Raw genomic sequence first — 25,082 nt, forward strand, 5'->3', positions numbered from 1 at the left:
ATCAGTCACAAGTGACATCAATATAGCTTTTATTGCCCTGTTAACTCCCGATGAAATTTCCGGTTTTGAATGATGAGGGAATGGGGCGTGGGAAACTGAAGCCCGGGCATTCACCATCTCTTAATAGCATTGCCCGACAGTGGCGTTCTGATACTTTCTTTGCGAGCAATTGCTTACTGGGCTAATTAGAATTGGGCTTCAAGGCCCAAATTTCCACTCGTCGTCAACCCCAATTTAACTAGTTTCGGAGGCATGCGTTTATTACTGTAGCTGTAACGTACGGTAAATTGCCTGGCTGATTTGGCGATCAGTTCATGGGAAAGCTCAAACAAACAAATACCACTTACAAAAAGCCCTAGTCCGCCGAGAATTTTGGGCAAACTACGAACGGTGTATTCAACCTTTACATCGGAAGGGTTCGCATTTGTTGGAGTGCGAGGACCACGAACGTAGGAAATCTCTTTGTGGCCCTTAAGCCCATTGTACGCAACAGCAACGCCAGCGAGAGAAACCAACGGACCAACGGGTTGTAAAATTTGCCCCCAACGGTATTTTACCAGTGTTTTTGGCGCAGCCTGAAACATTTCCCTAAGGGTAGTATTCGACAGCTTTCCGGCTTTACTGTGGATGGTTGTTGTAAAGAAATTCCGTTTCGACCAGAGTGAATCGTCCGCCAAAACGGCCGCGCTAGTGGGTTGGGATTTTGTTGGAGCAATTGCAGCAAAATCACCTCTTGCCACCTGAATACCTGCAGCAGAAACTGCATGTTCACTTCCAGGCCAGTTAAATGTAGAAAATTGCGCGAAGGTAGGAACCGATAACCCCCACAGTAGGATGGATACAAGTAGTTTCATCAAGGTAGGCTATAAAATGAAAACTTTTCAGAAAGACCGCTTTGCCAGCAGGCTGGCCCCAAAATTTTGTTTCAGCAAACCGCCGTTGTCATACGCAACAGTCGCCTTGATCGTGTAGTTATTCAGCGCATAAACAACCTGTTGTTGTAGGGAGGTTTGATTATACTTTAATGGAATATCGTAGCTGCCTAAATTTTCGCTTACCGAAATCCGCGTTATCAAATCAAACTTACTTACTTGGCTTCTAACGGCGACCATGAACGCTCGTATACGGTTGTTAACGATGAGGTTAGGATTAGCGGCCAAATTTTGGGGAAGCCCCGTGGTGTAGCGTAAGGGCATGATAAACGGGGTGCCGATGGTTTGCCCCTTGTACGTCCACCCGTCTATGTAGCGTCCATTATTGAAATAGTTATCACGTCCCCGCAACCGGTCATCGCCCCCAGCGCTGGATGTGTAGGGGCCACCCTGGCTGGTGGTGTTCAGGTATTCCAATACTACCCGCAACACCCCCCGATCAGCCTGTTTGCGACTGACGGAAAGGCCCAGCAAGCCGTCGGCGATGTTGTTCAAATAATAGAGTGAACCATCTTCGTAGATGGATTGACGATACAAAAACCATTTGGCAGACGAATTTTCATATTCCAGGCCAATGTCGAAGGTGCCCAGATGGTTGCCAACCCGGTTTCCTCCCTCCGCTGATGCTTTTCCATTCCGAATCACCAAATCCCCCGTATACAAGGATTTAGCGGTGACTACGTACAGATAGGATTCCAGATCGCTACCGTACTTTGTTATTTGAACGCCCCGGTCTATACGTGGATACAAAAGTGTCCCGCCCCATTGCACCTGGTGATTAAACCCGCCATAAAATTTAAATCGCCAGTCGGGTTTGCCGATCCGCAGGTAAAAACTTTTCTGGTGCAAATAATAGTTTTTCATTGAATCTGCCGCCCCAAACCAGCCATGTGCAAAATTCCCTTTTACAGCGATTAACCCGTTTTTCATAATTCGGGTATACTTCGGGATGCTGACCTCTACTTTAGGCAGCGGTAGGGCGTTTCCCGACCAAATGTAAGAGCCAGCACTTAAACTCGAGTCAGCTAATCCCTGGATTTCCCGGCGCCTTCCGGCGGAAAATTCAAAGATACCGTAACGAATCTTGCCGTACAGTTCAGCCAACAAAACCTGGTTAGTTTTGCCCACATTAAGTACAGCCCGGGCACCGTATCCGTAGGAAAATTTTTTCGTAAACACACTGTCATACTCTTTTTTCGCCTGAGCCCGAATAGTAAATCCCTGTGAATTCAGCGGAATTTCACCAAACTCATTCGACCGTATCCAGAAGGGATTCGTGCCCTGCGTCGCCAGAAAGGTTCCCGCTTCAACGGAATAAAGTGGCCTCTTCGGACGCTGAGCCTTTACGGCTGAAGATACAACTAGGCAACAGCACACAATAACAAGGAAGAGCGGATGAGTCGTCTTCATAATTGGTAGGTAAATTCGATTATTGGTAGACAAAAGGGATTGCTGAACTAGCCGTTGTTCAACTTTTCTATCTCTCCTTCAGTGATGAATAGCTTTTCAGATCGCAATTTGGTGTAAACGACAAACCAGGTCATTTACTCAACAAGATCGTATAGAGGGCAGGAATCATTCTTTGGAAGGATGATAGTCCATCAGGATTTTTAGTATTCTTTCGGCCGCGCGACCGTCTCCGTAAAAGGGCTGAAAAGTGATGGCAGGTTTATTTTCGAAATATTCATACGCTTGAAGAATACGGTTTTCATCAGCATTGCATAGAATTGCAGCCCCACTTTCCACAATTTCCACCCATTCCGTTTCGGGCCGCATGATGATACACGGTTTGTTTAAAAAGTAAGCCTCTTTCTGTACTCCCCCTGAATCGGTGAGAATCAGGTGGGCGTTTTTTTCCAATTGAATCATTTCGAGAAAGGAAACCGGCGGAATCAATAAAATTTGTGTATGGTTTTTAATGCTCTGAAGGTGTTCGGCGTCCAATAGTAACTCCATCTGTTTAACCGTACGGGGGTGAAGGGGTAGCACAACCTTGGTAGCAAACGTTTCTACGATTCGCTGAAACGACCGAAACAAAGCCTTCAGTCGAGCCGCATCGTCCGTGTTAGAATTTCGGTGCAAGGTGGCCAGAACATAGCCATCTGCTTTAAGAGTATACTGTTCAAGAATGGATGTTTCTTGCTCCGCTACACCACTAAAAAACAATGTATTATCGTACATTACATCCCCCACATTGAAGATTCCGGGCTTATTGATGGTATAGGGTGGCTTGGTATCGGTTTTAAAGCCCTCAAGGATTAGATTCTTAAAACCAGTTTCAGTCGGTGGAAACAGATAGGTCGCGACATGATCACTCACCACCCTATTTATTTCTTCAGGCATTCTTTTGTTATATGATCGTAACCCCGCTTCAATATGAACGATGGGGATATCCAATTTAGAAGCGGCTATAGCAGCTGCTATCGTTGAGTTAGTATCTCCATATAGAATTAGAAAGTGGGGTCTTTCTATCTCCAATATCTCTTCTATTCCAATAATCATTTTTGCGGTTTGTACTCCGTGATTTCCGGAGCCAACGTTCAGGTTATAATCCGGCTTTGGAATTTTCAACTCATTGAAAAACACATCGGACATTTGCGCATCATAATGCTGACCAGTATGTACAATAATGTCACGAATACAAGAGGAAAATTTATTTTTCACAGCACGGCTAATGGCAGCCGCCTTGATAATCTGCGGCCGGGCACCAATAATAGTGAGCAGTGTAAGCATATTGAAGTTTACGTAACCCGCTGCGCTTTTTTGGTTAACCTTGCCCAAAAACCAACCAATAAATAACCGAGTGTAACACCCAAGAAATTGGCTACTAAATCATTGACATTAAAAGTACGGTAGGGCAAAAACCGTTGTAATAATTCGCAAGAAAGCGCAAAGGTCAAAGCGGGCACATACGACAGCCCAATCCATATGCTGCCTCTATGAGGTATTCTATAGCCATACGCGAGGAGTACTACCCAAGGCACAAACAGCAGAAAATGTGCTAGATAATCCAACCGAATTTGTAGTACATAGTTATCATTGATCTTACCTAAATGTTGCCCATCTCCATTCAGTGGCAACATTACGACCAAAAGGATCAATCCAGTATAAATCCAGGTAGCTATTTTAGCCAGATTAGAAATCTCAACCATTAATTGCCCAAATTTTACTCAACAAAATGCTACCAAAAGGTTACACTCTAACAAAAGCAAGTAACTTAAACTTCAGCAACGGCATGAACTATAAATCGATCCTGATAGGCAGGATTTGCTTTTAGCGTTTTTACACTGGCCGGATAGTTTTCTAAAAACCATACCAGGAATGGCGTTACATTTATTTTTTCATTCAACATTCTATTCCTTCTTTGTAAAAAATCATTGGCTGAACGCTCCATTACTTCTGAGATCCTGGATAATAATTCGGTTTCTCGCCCCGGCAGAATACCATAGGTTAACTGATAGGTATGTTCCAATTCTTCCAATACTGATATTTTACCAGAGAAGTCACTATACCGTATGGAGGGCACCCCAAGCATGGCTGCTTCTACGCTCATACTTTGGCTATCACAGATCAAAAGAGCCGAATGAGCCAATAAATGATGCATATCCCTGGGATCGGGCCTGAGTATATAATCCTTGAAGTATTCACCCAACCCATCTTCGCTGGAGATTTTAACGGCATACCCTTTGGCTTCTACCAGGCTGATGATTCGCTTTAACAAGGCTAAATCAATACCTCGTTTTCCAACGTCATGGTAGGCAGTTAAGCGGGCCAACCGAATTAATACATACGGATTGCTCAACTGATACTTCGCCGGAGTTTGGGGGTCAGGCTTGAAAACCGCCGGATGTAAATACCCCAGTTTCATGTAGCCCTTATACCCAACTTTTTTGGACGTCCAGGGGCCAACCTGGCATACCTCCGGGCAAAGAATCGTCTGCGTGAGCGGATACGTTATTTGAGCCAGGCTTTTTATTACTTCATAATCGTCCTCAAGAATCGTGATTCGATTGATCCCAAATACTTTCCCCAACTGGGCAATGGTGGCATCGGTACCAATCAATAGGGTAAAGCGGTTTCGCAGGATGATGGGAATAATGACCAGTAGCCGTTTGAGGTAGCTCAAAATGATCATCCAATGCGTTGAGCCCCGCGGCTTACTTAAAATGTTGGTGTACGGCAGTCCATCTTCTCGAATCAAATCTTCTAACACATCCTTTGTTTTTATCAGGATGGTAACCTGATGTGCAGCCGAGAGCTGTTTGATTGTTTCCCGTACAAAAAGGTACTGAGCGGGATGACCAAAGTAAAATAAAAACTTCATCAATGCCGTGGTTTGGTATCCAGAACAGCGCTCGCCGAAACAGACAGGGGCGTGAAGGCATACAGTTTTTTCAAAAGCGGGCGAAGCCGTCCAATTGATCCAAAAATCAGGTCATAATGTGACGGATAATCGAATGTTTGTTTGGCTGATGCGGCCCAGATCTGTTCAAATTCCTGATCGGAGAGCGCTAATTTCTTCTGTATATACGCTCTGGTTAGCTCTAAATCCGAATCGGTGGAAAAAGGTTGTTGCAGCTGAGCTAACGCTTCTTTACGGGTTATGGCCTGGCTAAGTACCTGCGCCGACAAGTTGATTTTTCGCTTATCAATTCCAAATTTTCGGGGAAGCCAATAAGCCATAGAAAACTTGGTAAATAAATTTTCGTGGTGATGGCCGCCATAATCTTTCCAGTCATAGACATCCATCATCAGCCGCTTGGCATCCTGCTTTTTATAGTCCAGATAATAGTACGGTCGAATATCCCTAATTCTTCGAACCAGGCCCGAATAGATTAGTGTAAATAAGGTTAGTAAGGGATAGGTTTTAAGGGCAATACCGGAGCCAAACCGCTTGTGAATAAACCGTAATTGCTTCGCGTCAGCATATGTCCACTCTTTGGGTTGTTTGCCCTCCGACCGAAAATCGTTCCCCCGCAGAATATACCGAATTCCCTCCGAACGCGCCACTTTGTACATCGCAGCTTTTATTGCCAAATCGGTGGGCGTATCGATCCAAGGCACTCCCGCTTTCATGTACGCCCGAAGTAAATCTTTTATTTCTTCATAATTGATTACGTAGGTCTCCAGATCAATGCCGAGTTTCGATGTTACCTTATAAATGTTTTGAACAGCCGTTTCGCTGTTAAAGCCATTATCTAAATTAACCGCTAGTGGACGAAGACCGTACTGGTGAATCAGATGCAGCAAATAAGAACTATCAACTCCCCCACTGACGCCAACTATGCAATCGTAGCGCCTTTTTTTACCAGCCGCTTTCATTTCAGTGACCAACTTCCCCCAGTCGTCCTGCCCCTGTTTTCCTCGGGGGTAATCGGCCATCATCTTCTCCTGTAGCCTACAGAAGTTCGATACACCGTCCTCATCGAAGGCAATCCCGGGGATGGTCTCATCCCACACGCCTTTTGCACAAATTTTCATGATGACTTTGAAAACCCCAATTCCTATGGGGGTAAGAAGATTAGTTACGATTGGCAAATAAGGCTAGAAGCTCCTCATTTTTCGGGTAATTGACCAAAACCGCCTTTCGGGGACCATGATACACAAACAGCGAACCAGCCGCTACGGCCGACGCATTGGCTGTCTGGACAGCCAGTTTTAAATCGGCTAAGCATCCTGCCCCACCCGAAGCCACCACCGGTATACGAACGGCAGCCGCCAGTTCTTGGATCAATTTTAGATCATACCCCTGCATCATCCCCTCATGCGCGATGGAGGATACGATCAATTCGCCGGCGCCATTGGCTTCCATTTGCTGCGCCCAGCCAACAGGATCAAGTCCAGTAGCTCGGCTTCCCCCTTCGGCGTAAACCTGCTGCTTCCCTAAAAACTTCTTCCTGACATCGATGGAGACCACAATGGTTGAACAGCCAAACTCTTCCGATGCTTCTTTAATAAAAGCCGGTTTATTGATGGCGGACGAGTTAATGATTACTTTCTCCGCGCCGGCATTAATTAGTTTTCGTATCTCATCAATCCGCCGAATCCCTCCCCCTACCGCGAACGGCATGTTAGCCTCGTCGCCAACCTGCCGGACAAACTCAAGATCGATGCAGCGCCCTTCCCGGGTTGCCAGAATATCCAACAGTACCAACTCGTCGGCCCGGAGGTCATTGAATATCTTTACCGCATTAATCGGATCACCGATATAGGTATAGTCTCTGTAGTTGACCGACTTTACCAGCCCTTTGTTGCGGACGAGCAATAGTGGAATAACACGTGGTCTGAACATGCTAGAACAATGTAGCGACGGAGTAGTGCGGTATTTGAGCAGGAAGCCTGCTTCTAATCCATGGCCATAAAATTGGCCATGACTCTTTCTCCCCAATCGTGGCTTTTTTCGGGATGGAATTGGGTACCATAGATATTGGCTTTCTCAACCGCCGATACAAATGGATACGAATAGGTGGTCATGGTGAGTATATCCTGCGGCTGCCGGCAAACCATGTGATACGAATGGACAAAATAAAAAAGCGCCTGATCGGGTATAGTAGCCAACAGGTCGGACTGCTTGGCCCGCTCACCCGTATTCCAACCCATGTGCGGAACCTTATGGGTCAATGCATCATGCACACGAAACCGGATCACCTCCGCATCCAGCCAGCCAAACCCCGCGGTATTTCCTTCTTCACTAAATCGCGCCATTAATTGCATTCCTAAACAGATACCCAGTATGGGTGTTTTCTCAACGAGTACCTTCTGATTCAACACGTCCCAAATACCTGATTCTTTTAATTTTTTGACCCCGTTGGCAAAATGTCCAACCCCAGGAAGCACCAGTTTATCGGCATGGGCAATCTCCTGGCGATCCGATGAAACCCGGACACGGCCCTCCAGCCGATCAAATTTTTTCTGGACCGAACGTAGATTTCCCATGCCATAGTCGATGATGACAAGATCGGTTTGCGCACTCATAGCAATTGTTGATAAACGTCACGCACTTGTTGAGCAATGAGCCGATTGTCAAAACGCCTAACTAATTCCCGCGAAGCGATCGGTTCAGGGTTTTTCAGTACGGTCCTTAATTTGTCTGCGACATCAGCAGGATCATGCGATGTGAGGTAACAACCGGCAATGGGGCTTAAAACCAACTCAACATCGCCAACCCGGGTGGATACAACCGGACAATTGCAGGCCAGTGCTTCTTTAATGAATTGCGGAGAGCCTTCCGAATGCGAAGTCAACAGGGCCACATCGACCGCCGTCAACAGCAATGCCACTTGCTCACGAGAATAGTTTTTCAGTTCCAGCAGTTCAACATCACCTTCCAGCATCGCAACAGCCGCCTTCGCTAATGGATAATTTTTAACGGTATTGGTGAAGCACGACGAAAACAGCACGTATTTCTTTGTCTTTACCAAACCCAGCTGTTGCCGGCTTACCGATTTAAGACGGGGTTTAAATAAGTCAAAATCGACACCACAGGGTATTATGGCTGCTTTACCGCTCCGCGCATAAATTGCTTTGGTGAAAAGATGAGGGCTTATGTAGATGGTTCGATAACTGAGTAATTCCACAAGAAGCGAAATAATCCGTACCGGAAGCACGTTTATGTCGGAGCCATGAAAGGTTGTAATGACAGGCACACTCCGCTGGAGATTTGCCAATAGCGCAGACATCGTTACATGGGCATGAATCCCGTCATACGAACAAGTCTGTAGTTGATCAACCAGCTTACTGAAGGATGAAAGATACCCCGGGATCCCTTTTCCACGAATGAAAAAGTAATCAAACTGCAGCGTAGGGTCTAGCTGTTTTAGTGCCTCCACCTGGTCATAAACAAACGCCTGATGCAATCGGACATCGAAACGTGGTGCATTGCCACTACATACGACAAGTATACGCACGATACCTACGACCGACCTGCTAGTTTAAACCAATTCCAGCCGATAATGATAACCGACACCAAGAATAGATAAGGAACGTAATATTTTTTATTCCGTTGGTTAAGCTGGGAAACACCATAAGCCGCCAGAATCAGCAGGAACGGTATAAGGGGTAAATGAAAACGCTCCGATAAAGCAAACCCACTGGAAGCGAGCACAAAAATATAGGAGAAAAGCACGGCCAATAACAGAATATGTTCCCGTATTTTTTTCTGTTTATAAAGAGCCCAAAGCCCGATGATAACGAAAAAAGCGTAAACATTGCGGGTAAAAATAGGCCCACCTAACATCATTGCATTTTGCTGTTCAGGAATATTGACCAGCGTCGGGAAAGGGGCTATCAACATAATTGGTAAAAAAAGGCTTTTCGATCCGTAGCGAGCGAGCCGATTCGCGCCCTGCCTCGTAGCAAAATTATCCATTTGTGAGGTAAGGTTCTGATCGCCAGTTGTCCAATATTCATCAATCCGCTGCCCCAGAGACGTTGAATAAATAAGAAAAACGACCATTACAAGCAACATAATGAGCAAGAACCGTTTATTTCTTGTTGAAATTCGACTGGAAGTCAAAAACGTCGCCATAGCCACCGATCCAATCAGACAACCCGCTAATACCGTTCGAAAGAAGAATAGTGAGCCTCCCGCTAAAATGAGGCCAGCAACCGTACCGAAATACACGGTAGGCTCACGGATAAATCGATCCGCCAGATAAATAAAGCAAACCGTCAGGAAAACCATTTCCGTTTCCTTCACGTGAATACCACAATAATAAATAAGGTTTGGCACCAGCATCGTTAAAACACCAGCCATTCGACCAACAGACTCGTTGAAATTATTGCGTCCAATGTAATAAACCAACAGACAGGTATAAGAACTTAACGCAGCTTTTAAAATTCGTGGTACTATTACACCATCCCCAAACAAATAATATAAGATGCCAAGGTAAAAGGGATAGCCCATATCCGCATAATTTGAACCAATATAATTTAAATACAGGTCAAATTTACCATCTCGAAGCAGGCCAACGAGCCAAATGGCCTCATTATGATACCCTAAAGCATCAGCGGTTAAGAACTCAAAGGGTTTTCCGGTAGACCATATAAAATAGAAATAACTTAATACAACCCAAAATAATCTAATAGCGAAGGCAGTGTAAAGCAATTTTCTTGAAAACTTTTCATTTGAAATATTTAACCAGAGGGCAGATATTTTAGAAGTATAGTAGAAAAAAAGTAAGGTTACAACAAAACCAAATAGAGTCCATTGTAAGGGCAATACTTGCTGAATAAACAGAACAGATAAAAAAACAACAATAAAAAAAAAGGTCAATAATCCTTTTCGAGTAAAATAAAATGGAATATATCTGATCGTGGAATTATTCATTTAAATGCAACAAGGACGTGTAAGTTTGTATCAATTTATTAATATGGGTATTTATAGAATATTTATCGCGAATATACGCGTTGTTCTCTTGAGCAATATTTTCTACAAATTCGCGGTTATCTAGAAAGTATTCAATTTTTTTCAAAAGGTCTAAACTATCTTCTGTTTTATAAAGCTGGGCGAAACGGCCATTTTCCGTGATCTCCATCATTGCTGACCAATCATTTACAAAAACAGGCTTACCAACCGACATGGCCTCAACCACAGCAATGCCAAAGGTGTCGTGGTTGCTTGCGTACACAAAAGCATCTATATCATTTAATATAACTGGTATATCCCGGCGCGACCCAATAAAATGAACGCGATCCAGCAGGTTATTTAATTGACAAAAGTTAACGCAGTCATCATATAAATGCGGCAAGTTGGAATTACGGGCACCGGCGAAAATAAAGTGAAAATCAACCGGTATTTCTTTTAATTTGTTCAAAAAATGGCAGATGAGTAGGTGATCTCGAACGGGAACAAAATTCCCGATGCAACCCATTACTAATACATTGGACGGAATTCCTAATTCTTTTCTAATTCCTCCGGGAGATTCAACCCTATCTAACCTGGTAAAATCTACACCATTATAAACAACTTGTTGACGTTCGGAAATTCCTAATGAATAGGTAGAAATGTAGTATGATTTTAAACTCTCACTTACATATATATTTAAGTGAGAATACAACAAGATAAACTTTACCAAGCAACGGGTTAAGAAGTTGTAACCAAAATCATATCCATGAACACTTAATATCACCCGAATACTCGTCCCAAAGCAGGCCCAGTAGGCAAGAAAGGCATCGAACGGAAGTTGGGCGTGAACTATTTGCACATGATGTGAACGAAGTATTTTCCGAAGTTGGTAAAAATAAGTAAAGCTAAATGGGATTCGAAATGGTAAATGGATAAGTGAAATACCGGTTTTCGTAAATTCATCTTTTAACGCACCATCCTTGCGATAAATAACCAGACCTTCTATTTGTGCCGGGTTTATTTGCCGGATGGTATCCAATAGCATTGTTTCTAATCCACCTCGGTCAAGTCCCCCCAGCATATAAGCGACTTTCATCTCGCTAGAACTTTCTTTAGAGTTTGTTTAACATGCGAACCGATAAATTTAAGTCTAAACAATGAACGAACGAACCAAATAGGAGAACTATATACAAGTTGAAAAAAAAATGGTTGTTTTTGAAAAACAACTTCTCCTAATACTTGGTTAACTTCTGATATATAAAGTTGCGACGTATAATAAGAAGTAAGGTTGCGTACCCGTAAGCCATCTAACAAACATTTCAATTCGCTCGAACTTTCTTCAAAAGTGCGAAGAAACGTTAAGTTAAAGATAAAATGATTTTTAGGATTATAAAGCTTATCATTACCTAAAGCTCGTGAGGTTGATGAAACATTTTGGTTATAATAAGCAAGAGGTTTATTGAAATAAGCAACTTTATAGTACAATGCAAACCGAATCCAAAGATCAAAATCTTCTCCAAATTTCAATTCTTCTTTAAATCCACCGAGTTTCTGAAAAGTGGCTTTATCAATGACAACAGATATGGAAGAAAGCGGCATCCACCAGGCATGTATATACGCTTTAACATAATCAATATATCCTCTAAACCCTTTTACATATGGGTTAACCGAAGGTGTAAACGTTTCTCCTTTAACCCAATAGTATTGGCATCCAAAAACTGAGGCTTCAGGAAAATCACGTATAAGACTAAACATTTCTTCCAAATAGTGCGGATCCCACCAATCATCGGCATCCAGAAAGGCAATGAAATCGTATTTTGCTTTCTTTACGCCATTATTCCTAGCCACTGAAACGCCAGCATTTTCTTGACTGATAATAGAAATTCTACTGTCAGTAAAATTTAGTAGTTCATTTAGACTGTTATCGGTCGATCCATCATTAACGATGACCAATTCAAAATAACGAAAGGATTGCTGAAGGACAGATTGAACTGATTTTTTAATATAATCAGCTTTGTTATATAAGGGAATAATAACAGATATCACTACAACGACTTATCGACTTGATTAAATAACGTTCTATAATTTTTCACAAAAGCCTCTACTTTAAAAATAAATCTTTCCAAAAAGTAGATCGATAATCTAATAAATGAGTTTTTTTTCAAACGATTCATTTGCTCTATATCAAACCAATAACGGTCATAATCCAGTAATATACCTTTTGGCACTAAATCATTTAACACTTTCCTTCGTTCTTCCTGTAATAACCCAATCTGGCTAGTACTTATTCCATCTAACTTAAAATAAGACACATCAATATTGCGATGAATGACCTTCTCATTATGTATGCCCACAACTATCAGGTAAAACTTCCAGTCAGAAACAACCCTTAACGTTTCATCGTAGAGCCCGTACAGATCAAACAGTTCCCGCTTAATAAATGCTGAGGAGTGGTTCAGCGTCCCTCGATAAAACGTTAAAAAAGAAATATCATTCGTCGTGCCCTTATCCCTTCTCACCTTCCCATCCCGTTCAATAAGGAGCAGGTTTCCAATGACAACACCAGCATCTGGTATATTATCCAGCATTCTTTCAATGACATCGGGACTTGCTAGATAATCACCCGAATTCAGAAACTGACAATAGACCCCTTTCGCCAGTCTAATTCCTTTATTCATAGCATGGTATATACCGTGATCAGGCTCACTAATCCAGTAGTCAATTTTGTCCTGATACTGTCTAAGTAGTTCTGTACTGCCATCCGTTGACCCTCCATCAATCACAATAAATTCAACCTCACTTGAAGTCTGGCTTAAAACGCTTTCAATCGTTCTTGATAAACCGCTAGCGTTGTTAAGATTGATCGTTATGATAGACAGTTTCAACACGGTATTTCAATTGATAAACATGAGTGATTACAGCTACAATTTGATCAATCTCTGAAAACGTCAGTTCGTAGTATAAAGGCAGTCGAACCAGACAATCCGTATATCGGTCCGCCTGGGGCAATTCTGGCCCATTGTATTTAGAATTGTAATACGGGCTTTTGTGTAAACTTAAATAGTGAAATACGGCTAGTATACCCTGTTCTTTTAAGGCACCGATGAGGTATTCACGATCACCTGTTGTGTGGCAAATCAAATAGAACAGATGGGCATTGTTTGTTGAGTAGCCAGGAATAAACGGCAATCGAAAGCAACCGGCCAGCGCCAGGGGCAACAACGCTTGGTAATAGTAGTTCCATAAACGTATTCTCTGGCGTTGAATTAAATCCATTTGCTCTACCTGGGCATACAAAAAGGCCGATATGATTTCTGAAGGAAGAAAAGATGAACCGGTATCAACCCACCCATATTTATTGACCTCCCCTCTGAAAAACTCACTACGATTCGTACCTTTTTCCCAAATTATTTCTGCTCGTTTCAGAAACCGTTTGTCATTTATGACGAGCATGCCACCTTCACCTGCTATTATATTTTTTGTTTCGTGAAATGAAAAGGCAGCTAAGTGGCCAATTGCCCCGAGCGGGCGACCTTTGTAATAGGAATCAATGGCTTGGGCCGCATCTTCAACCACCAGTAAATTGTATCGGTCCGCGAGATTCATAATTTTATCCATATCGCATGCCACACCCGCATAATGAACGGGTACAATGACTTTTGTACGGCATGTAATAAGCGACTCCAGTCGATCTGCGTCCAAGTTTGGATTGTCGGAACCGCTATCGGCAAAAACGATTGTCGCGCCTTGCCTGACAAAAGCCAGGGCGGTTGAAACAAAGGTGTAAGAAGGAATGATCACCTCATCACCCGGCTGGATATCGCTTAGGATGGCTGCCATCTCCAAAGCATCGGTACAGGAAGTTGTTAAAAGCACTTTAGCAAATCCGTACCGCTTCGTAAAAAAAGTATGGCACTTTTGCGTATAGAGTCCATTTCCAGAAATCTTTCCCGATTTCACCGCTTCCGTAATGTAGCGTGTTTCCCGCCCGGAAAGAAAGGGTTTGTTAAATGGAATCCTATACTTACTCACAGCCAGAAATGATATACGTTTGTCTCGCTCTTCACCACAAACTGCTTTTTTTCGTAGAACTGACAGGCTAGTACATTCGCCCCCTGCGTGGTTACTTCCAGCCGGGTCAAATTTGCATTGAAGGCGTACTGCTCCACTTGAGTGAGTAAGCCTGTACCAATGCCTTGTTTCCGGTGGTGCGCATCGGTGGCCAGTAGCCCAATTACGCCGGTGTTTCCTTTTTGCTTGACTGTAATCAATCCGTTGACGAAACCCGCCGTTTTCCAGACAAACACGGCATCTGCTATTCCCCCGGCAACAGAGCGGTCAATCCACTGCCTGTATAGTTCCTGAAACCTTGCTTCCCCAAAAGCCGGGTCGATTTTAAATCGTGAAAATCCGCCACTCTGATAAGCCAACTTGTACAGTTGGTGAATGTCATCATTTGCTTGGAACAATCGAACGGACGTTGCCAGTGGTACACTTTTGCTGATCAGCTCTCTTTCATAGGTGCGTTTATGATCGACAAACCGTCCGTTGTAGGTTTGCAGTGTCTGCTCAGGTATCGCTACCTCAACATCAGTAAAGACATAGAGTAGCTTATAGTGCTGCTTACGAGCCACTTCTAGCACTTCCGTAAGGTGTTGAGCATGTATTTGAGTAAGCTGACCAATTTTAAATCCGAAAAATTGACTATCCCACTCCAGAAAGACAGGGTTCATCGTTGACACCTTCAAACAGCGCTCGGTTAAGTAGTTAGTACCTCTTGCAAACGATCCGAAAACGCTGCGCGGCCGTATGATTTATAGGCCAGGGTACGGCAATGCTTTCGGAGAGTAGTCCGGCTTTCTGCACTTTGATTGAGGATATAAACTATGCCCTGGGCCAGATCCTGAGCATCGCCTAATTGGGCCCGGTAGCCTGTTTGGCCGGTTATCACTAAGTCCTGCGCAACACCCGTATCGAAGGCTACTACCGGAGTTCCGCACATTAGAGCTTGGTTGATCATCATCGGGCCGGAGTCTTCCAGGGATGGACAGATGAATGCATCAGCAGCCTGATAGGCCAGTACCAGCTCGGTATCATTCAGATATCCCAGCTTTTTGACATTGGTGGGCAAATGCTCCGTGGGAAAGTCACCCGCCATCAAAAGCACACAATTGTCAATTGGGTTGAGCGCCAGCGCATCGAGTAACAACTGCATTCCTTTCCGTTTTTCTTTCAATGAAGCCGCTCCAAAAAACAATACCGGCTGATTTGCCGACAAGTCAAACTGCTGTCGGGCCACGGTTTGGTTGCCCGGCTTGAATATCTCGTCATCCACAAAACCCAGCCACTTCAACACTGATTTATTACGGAAGAGCGTTGATTGTTTGGCCCGGGCATAGTCTTTTTGCGAAAAGGTAATCAGTCGCAGATCAAGGGGTATGTATTTCTGCTTATACGCTAACGTTTGCTCAGCAAGTTTCTTGAGCGGTTCGGCTAGAATGGCGGGGCAGGACGAGCAGCTATGTTTATACCCTTCACAAGACCAGGGATAGTGACAGCCCCCGGTCAAAGGGGAGTTATCAATGACAAGCCAGTAAAGCGTAGCATTCGTCAGTCGTTTTAACTCGTGCATGACCTCGGCATTAATAAAATCCGTCACCCAATGAATAAAAATAACGTCCGGCTTTTGGGGTAGCAAAGCCAATATAGTTCGTGCCGACACGACCGACAATGTCTCATATCGATTGTAGAAGTAGTAATCATACGCAAATAAATCGTCGGGTCGTTTTTGCTTATAATGCCTGCGCCAGAACTTTCCAAACAGGTTGTCCATCGGTCTATCCGGGTAGGCAATAACATTCTGGCCATCTGTTCTACAGTCTTTAACCACCAAGTACGATGATAACCCATTCTCCACCAGCAGCCGGTTGAAGTCTACTGCGAACCTACCAGCCCCACCATAATCTAAAGCGGATAAATTAAGTACTACTTTGTTCGGAAGAACCATACATCTTACGTCAGCTATTTGGCCCATTCAATAGCCAAGAACTTAGTTATTAACAGGATACCAGAAACCTGCCCTATCGAAAAAGACGTTTTCAACTAATTTTATCCCTGAACAATTTTCCTTTACAGACCGAAACCTGACTGCCGCGAATCAGGAAGCAGCCCCTGGAAAGCCGTTCCGGTTGCGGAAGCCTTCTATTGTGCTTTATTTCAACTTATGAGCTTTATTACCTTCAGCAATACTTTTTTCCAGAATGGTCTTCGTTGCGGATTCACAAACCGCTCAAATACACACCAGTCGAACAGTTTATCGATTCGATGGGATGGGTGAACAAGGGGAAACGGTATTTCATAGCGAGGAAGGTTAGCCCGCAAATCGGTCTCATTGAATGAGTGCGTAGCATCTGCATGAAATCCAATGTTCGTAATCAGGTTAACGGCAGGAACAATTGTTTGTCCGCCGTTGGACCAACGGGCAAATAACCATTGAAAATCCCATACATCGTCGGGCCGGCTTAATTGATACTTGGTAAATTCACCGCTAAAATGGTTAAAATACAGGGGTGACGAGAGCGTAGAAAGAACCTTTTGCTTACCGGTTTCGGTGGACCAACCGCGCATGTCGTAATCAAAGGCGGCCCAGGCTCGGCGCCAGGAAGCCCAACCAAGGCTATGGCCCATATAACTGAAAAAGTAGGACGACTTGTAAGGCCTCCACTTCTTGAGGGCGTTAGTACCACTTATCATATAAACTTGTTCATCGTGCCGGTATTTCTCCAGCAATGCCTGACAATAGGAAAAAAAACTGGGATCAGGTAAACAATCATCTTCCAGAATAATTCCTTCTTCAACTTGCTCAAAAAACCAGGTGATAGCCTCGGCTGGCCCACGTCCACAACCTCGATTTTCGGTCCTGAACAAAGTCTGAACCGCACATGGCCAATCCACCTGTTCAATTATTGAACGCGCAGCGCGGCACCGCTCTATATCTGCTGGCTTAGTGGACCGTGCCCCATCGGCAGCCACAAACAGTTTTCGCGGTTTTACGGCTCGAATCGAATCAAACGTGCGCTGGGTGAGGTCGGGTCGGTTAAAAATGATGAGTAAAACGGGCGTCTCAATCATTTTTTCGGTCTGATTTTGGCGGTTTCAGTCCGCGTTTTAGTGCTACCATCCTCGTGGCTAGCAAGTAGGCAAACCGAATTACCTTATAAATCAAATATTTAGATTTCACCCAATCCCAAAGTTGTTGTTCGCTTTTTTTAGCCTTCCAACTTGCATAATCAGCCAAGACACGCTCTGGAATCATCAATCGAAGGATTTGATAAACCTCTTCCTTCGATTGGCTGCGCCACGCAGCGCTGTTCGACAAGCCCTCCAGGTTATAATCAGCTACAATAGATTTAAGAAGCGAGACAGAGCAATGATGAATGATGATGGCGCGAATCCAGAATTCGTAATCGCCATGAATCCTATACGTTTGCGTATACATCCCCACCCTGTCGAAGAGCGTTTTTTTTATGAAGGTTGATTGGTGGGGTATGGTCGCTTCATAAAAGGATTGAAGGGTGATCTCTTCAGATGGTGTGTACGTATGAACGATCGACCCATTTTTTGAAACCTGGCACCCTCCGATCAATACATCAGCTGTTTGTCTTATCCCGAAACATTGTTCGAGAACGTATTCATTGACCAGCCAATCGCCTGAATTTAGGAATAAACAATACGCCCCCTTAGCCCGTTCAATCCCCTTGTTCATGGCTGGATAAATGCCCCCATCCGGCTCTGATATCCAATAGCTTAGCCGGTGAGCGTGCTGCTCAATGACGAAACGGCTGCCGTCAGTAGAACCTCCATCAATAATCAAGTATTCGTAATCCGTGTAGGTTTGCTGAAAAACGCTATCAATTGTTTTTTGTAGCCCGCCAGCGTTGTTAAGATTCACGGTTATGATGGATACAAGCTGCCTACCCTGCAATCCTTCCTCGCAAACTGGCTCCATCTCGTTTCTAGAAATGATATCGATCTATTGGAGATTTCATCGACCTGCTCTTTTCGGTCCGTGTGATGGCATTCCGTTCGCTCAATGGTTTATCGTTGGGGCTTCTCGAAAAAACAAAGTTTCAATACGTACCCCGCCTGGTAATGAAACGATAGCCCATATTCTGCCCTGGAATAATCCTTTAGTAACTAGTTGGTAGGCTGCCTATCTGAAAAAATATCCTTCCACTTGCATTAACTCTCCGGTTTCATCACTTCGGTAACCACTTTCAATTAGTTTCAATTTGAATCCGTTCTGACGCATCAGCACAATCATTTCCTGCATTAGGGTTTCGCCTTCGTACAGCGGCTGGAGCGACAACTCCATCTGAAACCCCCGGATTTTATTTAGGGCATTTTTGCTTCCTTCAAACACTTGCCGCTCGAATCCCTGCGTATCAATCTTCACAAACAGATTCTTGCCTGGTTTGTAAAATTGATCAATCAGTGTATCTAATCGTTGAATGGAAATAGGTTCCTGTCGGGTATACACCGCATCAGGTGCACTTTCAAGGTGCAGCGGCAAAATATCTAAGATCGAACTACTGTACGAATTGGTAGAAACGTTGATCACTGCGGTGCCGTCATAATGACCAATGCCCGTATGCAGGGTATGCCAGCGAGCGTCAGTTGCGGCATTTACTTGCAGCTGTTGATAGGCCTCTCTCATGGGTTCAAATGATATAATATCACCAGCATAACCCAACCCCCTGACTTTTAAAGCATACTGACCAATATTGGCTCCTACATCAAAAATTAAGTCAATACCGTTAGACTGCATCAAATCGCACCATTGCCGAACAATAGGATCGGTGGGTAGGTGCTGAATATCGTACCCAAAGCGTTGGGCAAGTTTCTTTACAAAGGATTTCAAACGAGGTGATCCAATTTAAAAATTCGTAGCAGGAATCGTTTTAGCCGACGCACCCAAATACCAACCTGAATGACCCCAATACGCTTCAAAAAACAATAAACCCGGTACTCACGGCTCTGCAACCAATGCTGGCTTTGTTTTTCGAGTTGATCAAACTCTTCATAATCAGGCAAAAAACGCGGATACTTTTGCTGAAGGATAGTAAGTTGCTCCCGGCGCGGTAAATCGGTCGTCTGGGGGTTACAGCTAATCCCATCCATGTTGAAATAAGCAACCGGCTCGGCATGGTGATGGTATGAACTATGGTGCTCCAGCAACGCTTCCAGAAAAAAAAGCCAATCCGATGCTATTCTTAAGTGTTCGTTGTATAAGCCTAGTTTAGAGAATAAACTTCGTCGAATAAATGTTGCCTGATGGGGCAAGGTGCCTAGAAACAGCGTTTTAGCCGTGAGTCGATCAGGCGAATTACTATGCCATTTCACCTGGTTTGTTGACGTATTGAAAAAATAAACATCTCCCGCAATCACATCAGCTTGTGGATTTGGGGCAAACACCTTTTCTAACGTTTCAGCAGACACCAACCAATCACCCGAATTCAAAAACAGGCAGTACTCACCTTTCGCAGCAAGTATGCCTTTGTTCATGGCGTGGTAAATACCGTTGTCAGATTCTGAAGTCCAATATTGAAACAAATACTCGTTATCAAGAACAACTTGAATACTGCCATCGGTAGAGCCACCATCGATTAACACATATTCAAAATCAGAAAAAGATTGTTGGGATACGCTACGTATTGTCTTTTCCAACCCATCCTTATTATTCAAATTAACCGTTATGATGGACAACGTTATCAAAATAACCGATAGCGGATAACCCGTTTTACAAATTTCTTAAATCGTTTGTAGATGCTGTGAATTTCTACCTCACCAAATAGTAGTTTTTGATGATACAAATCCGCTTCATAATTTCTACTAATCGATTTTGGATGTTTCAATGGAAACGAAAGCTTAAAAGTTGGCATGTTAACCAACTCACTTTCAGCAGATTTAAAATGAGTCGCATCATCTCCAGTACCAATATTCGATACTAGGTTCACTTTTGGCAACACAGCAAGTTGATTTCGGCTCATCGATAAATAATGAAATTGGAAATCCCAGGTATGCTCAACCTTATCATGAGAATAGTGATCAAACTGTCTTTTCCACCAGTGCGAATATTTTTTTTCCTGGAATAGAAACGATTCCAGTTCTTTTTGCCGGGCTGTAGGCCAATCTGATATATGTAAATCAAAGCCCGTCCAAGCTCTCCTCCAGGTTGCCCAACCCCAACTTGATGGAAAAACAGAAAAGTAATAATCAGGCTCTATCAGCATAGGCTGCAATGGCTGGAAATTATTACCAGAAATCGCAGAGATAGAATGATTACTACGATAACGCTGCAGAAGCGTTTCGCAAAATTTAAAAAAGTGTTCGTTAGGCACACAATCATCCTCCAAAATGATTCCTTCTTCTACTTCATCAAAGAACCAGCTTATGGCCGAAGAAACACTTCGGCCACAGCCTAAATTAGTCTCTCTGAAGAGCTTATACACTTGACATTCCCAATCAATACTATCTAAGACGTATTTTCTAACTACTTCACAGTTTATCCGATCCATTTCAATCCCTGGCCGAGGTCCGTCAGCTGCAATAAATAATTTAACAGGCCTCTGCGCACGAATTTTATCAAATACAGTTTTAGCCAAATCTACCCTATTAAATATTATAAATAAAATAGGCGTATTAAGCATTTGAATTAGTAATATTTATATTATATAAAACCACTACACATCAATTTTACGTGTTAAACCCAAGGCTTCCTTAGAGTACAGTAATACATCATTACTTATTTCATTGGAAAAATTTTTTACGTTATCATCAATAGTAAGATAACGGTTTATTCCAGACAAATCGTTAAGCCATCTCAATAGGTATGACCTACCCTTAATTCTCATATACAGCAATCTCCTCAGTATTGGAAGAGTTAGCCATAAACGAATAAATCCCTGAACACCAACCAATTTAAAATAAACAAATTCAGAAATCCCACACATGGGATTTTGAAGTAAATAGTGAGTATTAATTATATAACTTAGCAAAGGCAACACATCATTTCTATTTTTTTTTGAAACTAAGGGGAGTACGCTTTCATTCAAAATAACCAATGATGCATTTTCTCTTTTAGCGTTCACACTTATTCTTATTAAAGAATGGTTTCGGTAAAAACAATCGGGTGTATTGGATACAAATTCAAAATTAAAACATTTTAAAACGGCCTTTAGGTGAAAGTCAATATCTTGCAGAGCGGGCAATTTTTCATTCCAATACATTTCGTTTTTAACAATGCTTTCTTTTTTCCACATTGCATTTAGCGTAATCCAACTGGCTAAAAATCTACAAAATTTAAAAATATAATCCGTCTGCAATAAATCCGTTGTATAGTAATATTTATTGTCATTTGAGAGCGGATATTGGCCTAGTACGCCCTGTGATACACAAAAATCTAAATTTGTATTCTCTTTCAAAAAAGATACCCTATCCTGTATTGCATTCCTAAATAGTAAATCATCCGAATCTAAAAAAAGTAGAAACACCCCTTTGCTTTGCTGGATGCCAATATTTCTACAAGTCTGTGCTCCTTTAGGATCTCTATCTCGGCTTATTAACTTAAACCGGTGGTCCTGTTTACAATAAGCTTTAACAACCTCCACTGTATTGTCATTTGAGTGATCATCAATAACAATGCACTCCCAATATGGATAAGTTTGATATAAGACAGATTCTAGCGTCTCAGCAATTAGGGTTTCCCTATTAAACGCAGGGATAATGATTGAGACGAGTGAGTTATCCATAATCTCTATGTATATCAATATTTATCGTAAGAGATCAAGCAGGGGTCTGTCAAACAACTATAATGATGTCAAATAAATATTGTTTGTAGAACAAATTAACATGACATTTTTTTCACCCGTGTACACGACTTTAGCATAGTCTATATTGCCAACTTCTAGCTGATTCAACAGTTCGTTAACCGTATCTTTTTCCCCTTGGCGATTATAATCGTCAATCAATACGCAAAAATGTTTCTGATTAATGTATTTTGGGATTAAATCTAAAACTTGAGTCCTCGAATATCGTTTTGATCCTATCGGACCATCAAGTACAATTAGCTCAATTTCTGAAGCAGAGAGATAATGAACAACATCTTTATAGCGAATAGATTCGAACCCATCATAATGCACAGATTCTAATTCTACCTTGTTGAGACGGCAATTCCGCCCTATATCAAAATCTTTTTGAAAAAAATCTATCCATTCTTGATTATTTTCAAAAACTGAAAGTTCCAAATCATAAAATTCAGCAAATTGAGAAATCATTTTTGTCGATTGACCTAAGCCAAACTCGACAATATATTTAGGTTTTACATGATTCAATACCCTATATAATATATAAAGAAAAGAATAATCTACAGCCCAACGGCCAGGAGAAAAACTCTTTTTTTCCAACCATTCACTACTGGATATAGAATCCCTGAATAGATTCGCATTGTATATCTCATTTAAAACTGTTTCTTGCTTATCAAGTCTCATTAAAACTGCTTCAAGCAGAAACTTATTTTTTTCTACCCCAACCAATTTCCTTATCTTTTCGATTAGATATTTCTTCATACCTGAGCTAGATTAACTTCTACATCCTGAAAGCAGTTTCTTCCCCAATGATTTTTCCAACTAGTAATATAGCTCCGACTGACCCGATCGCTGTATTCGACTTTAAATGAAACCGTATTGTATACAACATCATAATCTTCCATTGATGTCGTTGTATAATCTCCACGCCCTATGTTAAAGTCAAAGAAATAGCGCCCATACGCCAAATTATGATTCTCCAAAACTACATTTAATAAGAAATATTCCTGATCATTAGGCACCTCGAATTCCTTTGAAAAAAACAATCCAACTCGAGTTTCATCTTCGTAATTTAGCATGCCTATTAGCCTCGCCCGCTTCACCTGATTATTTCTCTTAATGAGCAAAGAGACTTGAAGAGGTTCATCCATCGCAATTTGATAAGCATTCTTTCGGTATACTTCTATGAATTCTAATTGTCTGGATGTCTCAAACCGTCGGTTGAGACTTGAAATATTAACATGGGTAATGTTGGCCGTATTCGCTTGTACTTCTAGATATTGATTTATTAGTGTATCAATCGCTCCTACTGTCTCCACACATCCATTTGAAAGCAGCACTCCTTTATTACATAAATGACGAATGCTACCCATATTATGGCTAACAAATAATACGCTTCGTCCTTCATTCTTACTAACGTCCTGCATTTTCCCAATTGCCTTCTTCTGAAACTCAGCGTCCCCCACAGCTAAAACTTCATCGACAACCAGAATTTCCGGGTCCAAATGAGCAGCGATAGCAAATCCCAAGCGTACTGTCATGCCGCTAGAATAGCGTTTAACCGGCGTATCGATGTACCGTTCACAACCAGAAAAGTCAATTATTTCCTCGAGCTTTGACCGAATTTCGCGTTTGGTCATCCCTAAAATTGCCCCATTCAGAAAGATATTTTCACGGCCTGTTAGGTCCGGATGGAAACCGGTTCCAACCTCCAGAAGGCTACCAATTCGTCCATTGAAGTCAATCCGGCCGGTGGTGGGTCCAGTGACTTTCGAAAGAATTTTTAGCAAGGTTGATTTACCGGCCCCATTTTTACCAATAATTCCCAGTATGTCCCCGGGCATTACTTCGAAATTAATGTCCTTAAGCGCCCATACGTAATCACTACTCCCTTTGCTACGTCGATCGTTGGTATCCCCAATTTTCAGATAGGGGTCTTCTTTTCCCCGGATACGGTGCCACCATCGCTGCACATCCTCCCGAATGGTTCCAGCTCCAATGGTTCCTAACCGGTATTGTTTGGATAACATTTCGACTCTTATACTTGGCTTCATTCCGACAAAGAAGACCGGTTTACACCGTGTCCATAAAATTTTTTTCTATCCGGTTAAAAACCGCTAAACCAACCAGAAAAACAATGATGGTAAATCCAGCCGAATAGCCAAGCAGCCCTCCAGATAAGGTACCTGTTCCGAAAAAACCGTATTTGAAGGTTTCAATAACACCCGTCATGGGATTGGCGAGCATAACCCATTTATACTTTGCAGGAATAGCCGCCAACGGAATAATAACAGGAGTTGCATACATCAAGAGTTGCACCCCAAACTCTACCAAATATTGCAAATCCCGGTAGCGGGTGGTCATTGCAGATACCAGCATGCCCAAGCCCAAGCCCATAAAACCCATCATACCGACAAGGAGCGGCAATAAAAGCAGGGCATTCGTTGGATGTACCCGGGTGCCTGTCAATATATAACAGAAATACAGCACCGTAAACAGGATCATGCCCATGCCAAACTGAATCAGGTTACTAATGACAATCGACAGTGGGGTTACTGCTCTGGGGAAATATACTTTACCAAATAAACCCGCATTGGCAGTGAAGGTATTGGACGTAGCCCGCAGGCAATTGGAAAAATAATTCCAGGCTGTAACCCCTGCCAGGTAAAACAGGATGGGGGGAACGCCATCGGTAGAGAGACCGGCCATGGCCCCAAAGACGATGGCCATTACCAATGTTTGGAACATAGGCTGAACGAAAAACCAGATTGGCCCAAGAATGGTCTGTTTGTATTTTGCCACAAAATCACGGCGAACAAACAACATCAGAAGATCCCGATATTGCCAAATCTCGTTTAAACGCAAATCGAACAGGCTGTTCTGTGGGGTAATGGAATGAGAATAGGTTTCTCTATCTGCAATCTCGTTATTTTGAACCAT

Annotated in this window: 25 protein-coding genes; all 25 read right to left on the reverse strand. The window is 42.8% G+C overall.

Translation table 11 applies throughout. From position 1 onward, the window contains the following. Positions 1 to 185: 185 nt before the first annotated feature. The 25 genes from ACYVH9_RS27065 to ACYVH9_RS27185 all read right to left on the reverse strand — a co-directional run bounded on the left by ACYVH9_RS27065 (position 186) and on the right by ACYVH9_RS27185 (position 25,082). The gene (locus tag ACYVH9_RS27065; protein WP_460639563.1) at positions 186 to 854 is read right to left on the reverse strand and encodes a hypothetical protein; all 669 of its coding nucleotides are present in this window, start codon (positions 852 to 854) and stop codon (positions 186 to 188) included. 27 nt (positions 855 to 881) lie between these two features. Further along, a complete protein-coding gene (locus ACYVH9_RS27070) occupies positions 882 to 2,342 on the reverse strand; it encodes a capsule assembly Wzi family protein (RefSeq protein WP_460639564.1) in 1,461 nt (486 codons plus the stop codon). Between the two features lie 165 nt (positions 2,343 to 2,507). Further along, positions 2,508 to 3,665, reverse strand: coding sequence for a non-hydrolyzing UDP-N-acetylglucosamine 2-epimerase (wecB, locus tag ACYVH9_RS27075; RefSeq protein ID WP_460639565.1), 1,158 nt, complete (start codon positions 3,663 to 3,665; stop codon positions 2,508 to 2,510). Between the two features lie 8 nt (positions 3,666 to 3,673). Beyond that, positions 3,674 to 4,084 (reverse strand): VanZ family protein, encoded by a 411-nt coding sequence (locus tag ACYVH9_RS27080; protein ID WP_460639566.1) that lies wholly within the window; start codon positions 4,082 to 4,084, stop codon positions 3,674 to 3,676. Between the two features lie 65 nt (positions 4,085 to 4,149). Next, positions 4,150 to 5,256, reverse strand: a complete 1,107-nt coding sequence (locus ACYVH9_RS27085; protein ID WP_460639567.1) for a hypothetical protein — start codon at positions 5,254 to 5,256, stop codon at positions 4,150 to 4,152. Further along, positions 5,256 to 6,413, reverse strand: a complete 1,158-nt coding sequence (locus tag ACYVH9_RS27090) for an N-acetyl sugar amidotransferase (protein WP_460639568.1) — start codon at positions 6,411 to 6,413, stop codon at positions 5,256 to 5,258. The genes ACYVH9_RS27085 and ACYVH9_RS27090 overlap by 1 nt, the downstream gene beginning before the upstream one ends. A gap of 40 nt (positions 6,414 to 6,453) precedes the next feature. After that, positions 6,454 to 7,224, reverse strand: a complete 771-nt coding sequence (locus ACYVH9_RS27095) for an AglZ/HisF2 family acetamidino modification protein (protein WP_460639569.1) — start codon at positions 7,222 to 7,224, stop codon at positions 6,454 to 6,456. A 53-nt stretch (positions 7,225 to 7,277) separates the two neighbouring features. After that, positions 7,278 to 7,907, reverse strand: coding sequence for an imidazole glycerol phosphate synthase subunit HisH (hisH, locus tag ACYVH9_RS27100; protein WP_460639570.1), 630 nt, complete (start codon positions 7,905 to 7,907; stop codon positions 7,278 to 7,280). Next, on the reverse strand, positions 7,904 to 8,788 hold the full coding sequence (locus ACYVH9_RS27105; protein WP_460639571.1) for a glycosyltransferase: 885 nt from the start codon (positions 8,786 to 8,788) through the stop codon (positions 7,904 to 7,906). Before ACYVH9_RS27105 ends, hisH begins: the two co-directional genes overlap by 4 nt. 56 nt (positions 8,789 to 8,844) lie before the next feature. Further along, on the reverse strand, positions 8,845 to 10,260 hold the full coding sequence (locus ACYVH9_RS27110) for a glycosyltransferase family 39 protein (RefSeq protein WP_460639572.1): 1,416 nt from the start codon (positions 10,258 to 10,260) through the stop codon (positions 8,845 to 8,847). Then, positions 10,253 to 11,374: a glycosyltransferase family 4 protein gene (locus ACYVH9_RS27115; protein ID WP_460639573.1), complete on the reverse strand. Its 1,122-nt coding sequence runs from the start codon at positions 11,372 to 11,374 to the stop codon at positions 10,253 to 10,255. Before ACYVH9_RS27115 ends, ACYVH9_RS27110 begins: the two co-directional genes overlap by 8 nt. Beyond that, positions 11,371 to 12,324, reverse strand: coding sequence for a glycosyltransferase family 2 protein (locus ACYVH9_RS27120; protein WP_460639574.1), 954 nt, complete (start codon positions 12,322 to 12,324; stop codon positions 11,371 to 11,373). The genes ACYVH9_RS27115 and ACYVH9_RS27120 overlap by 4 nt, the downstream gene beginning before the upstream one ends. After that, the gene (locus ACYVH9_RS27125) at positions 12,324 to 13,163 is read right to left on the reverse strand and encodes a glycosyltransferase family 2 protein (RefSeq protein ID WP_460639575.1); all 840 of its coding nucleotides are present in this window, start codon (positions 13,161 to 13,163) and stop codon (positions 12,324 to 12,326) included. The genes ACYVH9_RS27120 and ACYVH9_RS27125 overlap by 1 nt, the downstream gene beginning before the upstream one ends. Continuing rightward, positions 13,132 to 14,310 carry a dTDP-4-amino-4,6-dideoxygalactose transaminase gene (gene rffA / locus ACYVH9_RS27130; RefSeq protein ID WP_460639576.1) on the reverse strand — a complete coding sequence of 393 codons (1,179 nt, stop codon included), beginning with the start codon at positions 14,308 to 14,310 and terminating at the stop codon, positions 13,132 to 13,134. Before rffA ends, ACYVH9_RS27125 begins: the two co-directional genes overlap by 32 nt. Beyond that, complete coding sequence (locus tag ACYVH9_RS27135) at positions 14,307 to 15,011, reverse strand: GNAT family N-acetyltransferase (RefSeq protein WP_460639655.1); 705 nt, start codon at positions 15,009 to 15,011, stop codon at positions 14,307 to 14,309. The genes rffA and ACYVH9_RS27135 overlap by 4 nt, the downstream gene beginning before the upstream one ends. 26 nt (positions 15,012 to 15,037) lie before the next feature. Next, positions 15,038 to 16,111, reverse strand: a complete 1,074-nt coding sequence (locus ACYVH9_RS27140; RefSeq protein WP_460639577.1) for a glycosyltransferase — start codon at positions 16,109 to 16,111, stop codon at positions 15,038 to 15,040. Positions 16,112 to 16,494: 383 nt separating this feature from the next. Further along, positions 16,495 to 17,310: a nucleotide-diphospho-sugar transferase gene (locus ACYVH9_RS27145; protein WP_460639578.1), complete on the reverse strand. Its 816-nt coding sequence runs from the start codon at positions 17,308 to 17,310 to the stop codon at positions 16,495 to 16,497. Between the two features lie 91 nt (positions 17,311 to 17,401). Then, positions 17,402 to 18,229, reverse strand: a complete 828-nt coding sequence (locus tag ACYVH9_RS27150) for a glycosyltransferase family 2 protein (protein WP_460639579.1) — start codon at positions 18,227 to 18,229, stop codon at positions 17,402 to 17,404. Between the two features lie 261 nt (positions 18,230 to 18,490). Beyond that, positions 18,491 to 19,198: an FkbM family methyltransferase gene (locus tag ACYVH9_RS27155; protein WP_460639580.1), complete on the reverse strand. Its 708-nt coding sequence runs from the start codon at positions 19,196 to 19,198 to the stop codon at positions 18,491 to 18,493. After that, positions 19,195 to 20,052 (reverse strand): glycosyltransferase family 2 protein, encoded by an 858-nt coding sequence (locus tag ACYVH9_RS27160; RefSeq protein WP_460639581.1) that lies wholly within the window; start codon positions 20,050 to 20,052, stop codon positions 19,195 to 19,197. The genes ACYVH9_RS27155 and ACYVH9_RS27160 overlap by 4 nt, the downstream gene beginning before the upstream one ends. Beyond that, positions 20,049 to 20,987 carry a nucleotide-diphospho-sugar transferase gene (locus ACYVH9_RS27165; RefSeq protein WP_460639582.1) on the reverse strand — a complete coding sequence of 313 codons (939 nt, stop codon included), beginning with the start codon at positions 20,985 to 20,987 and terminating at the stop codon, positions 20,049 to 20,051. The genes ACYVH9_RS27160 and ACYVH9_RS27165 overlap by 4 nt, the downstream gene beginning before the upstream one ends. A gap of 33 nt (positions 20,988 to 21,020) precedes the next feature. Further along, complete coding sequence (locus ACYVH9_RS27170; RefSeq protein ID WP_460639583.1) at positions 21,021 to 22,088, reverse strand: glycosyltransferase; 1,068 nt, start codon at positions 22,086 to 22,088, stop codon at positions 21,021 to 21,023. Positions 22,089 to 22,145: 57 nt separating this feature from the next. Then, positions 22,146 to 22,904: a hypothetical protein gene (locus ACYVH9_RS27175; RefSeq protein WP_460639584.1), complete on the reverse strand. Its 759-nt coding sequence runs from the start codon at positions 22,902 to 22,904 to the stop codon at positions 22,146 to 22,148. Continuing rightward, a complete protein-coding gene (locus ACYVH9_RS27180; protein ID WP_460639585.1) occupies positions 22,901 to 24,196 on the reverse strand; it encodes an ABC transporter ATP-binding protein in 1,296 nt (431 codons plus the stop codon). Before ACYVH9_RS27180 ends, ACYVH9_RS27175 begins: the two co-directional genes overlap by 4 nt. A gap of 19 nt (positions 24,197 to 24,215) precedes the next feature. Then, positions 24,216 to 25,082 carry an ABC transporter permease gene (locus ACYVH9_RS27185; protein ID WP_460639586.1) on the reverse strand — a complete coding sequence of 289 codons (867 nt, stop codon included), beginning with the start codon at positions 25,080 to 25,082 and terminating at the stop codon, positions 24,216 to 24,218.

It is taken from the genome of Larkinella harenae, assembly GCF_054780515.1.

Bases quoted from the DNA above. Each gene is read 5' to 3' on its own strand.
- ACYVH9_RS27065 (WP_460639563.1), bottom strand. From the start codon at position 854: ATGAAACTACTTGTATCCATCCTACTGTGGGGGTTATCGGTTCCTACC.
- ACYVH9_RS27070 (WP_460639564.1), bottom strand. From the start codon at position 2,342: ATGAAGACGACTCATCCGCTCTTCCTTGTTATTGTGTGCTGTTGCCTA.
- wecB (WP_460639565.1), bottom strand. From the start codon at position 3,665: ATGCTTACACTGCTCACTATTATTGGTGCCCGGCCGCAGATTATCAAG.
- ACYVH9_RS27080 (WP_460639566.1), bottom strand. From the start codon at position 4,084: ATGGTTGAGATTTCTAATCTGGCTAAAATAGCTACCTGGATTTATACT.
- ACYVH9_RS27085 (WP_460639567.1), bottom strand. From the start codon at position 5,256: ATGAAGTTTTTATTTTACTTTGGTCATCCCGCTCAGTACCTTTTTGTA.
- ACYVH9_RS27090 (WP_460639568.1), bottom strand. From the start codon at position 6,413: ATGAAAATTTGTGCAAAAGGCGTGTGGGATGAGACCATCCCCGGGATT.
- ACYVH9_RS27095 (WP_460639569.1), bottom strand. From the start codon at position 7,224: ATGTTCAGACCACGTGTTATTCCACTATTGCTCGTCCGCAACAAAGGG.
- hisH (WP_460639570.1), bottom strand. From the start codon at position 7,907: ATGAGTGCGCAAACCGATCTTGTCATCATCGACTATGGCATGGGAAAT.
- ACYVH9_RS27110 (WP_460639572.1), bottom strand. From the start codon at position 10,260: ATGAATAATTCCACGATCAGATATATTCCATTTTATTTTACTCGAAAA.
- ACYVH9_RS27115 (WP_460639573.1), bottom strand. From the start codon at position 11,374: ATGAAAGTCGCTTATATGCTGGGGGGACTTGACCGAGGTGGATTAGAA.
- ACYVH9_RS27135 (WP_460639655.1), bottom strand. From the start codon at position 15,011: ATGAACCCTGTCTTTCTGGAGTGGGATAGTCAATTTTTCGGATTTAAA.
- ACYVH9_RS27140 (WP_460639577.1), bottom strand. From the start codon at position 16,111: ATGGACAACCTGTTTGGAAAGTTCTGGCGCAGGCATTATAAGCAAAAA.
- ACYVH9_RS27165 (WP_460639582.1), bottom strand. From the start codon at position 20,987: ATGCTTAATACGCCTATTTTATTTATAATATTTAATAGGGTAGATTTG.
- ACYVH9_RS27170 (WP_460639583.1), bottom strand. From the start codon at position 22,088: ATGGATAACTCACTCGTCTCAATCATTATCCCTGCGTTTAATAGGGAA.
- ACYVH9_RS27175 (WP_460639584.1), bottom strand. From the start codon at position 22,904: ATGAAGAAATATCTAATCGAAAAGATAAGGAAATTGGTTGGGGTAGAA.
- ACYVH9_RS27180 (WP_460639585.1), bottom strand. From the start codon at position 24,196: ATGAAGCCAAGTATAAGAGTCGAAATGTTATCCAAACAATACCGGTTA.
- ACYVH9_RS27185 (WP_460639586.1), bottom strand. From the start codon at position 25,082: ATGGTTCAAAATAACGAGATTGCAGATAGAGAAACCTATTCTCATTCC.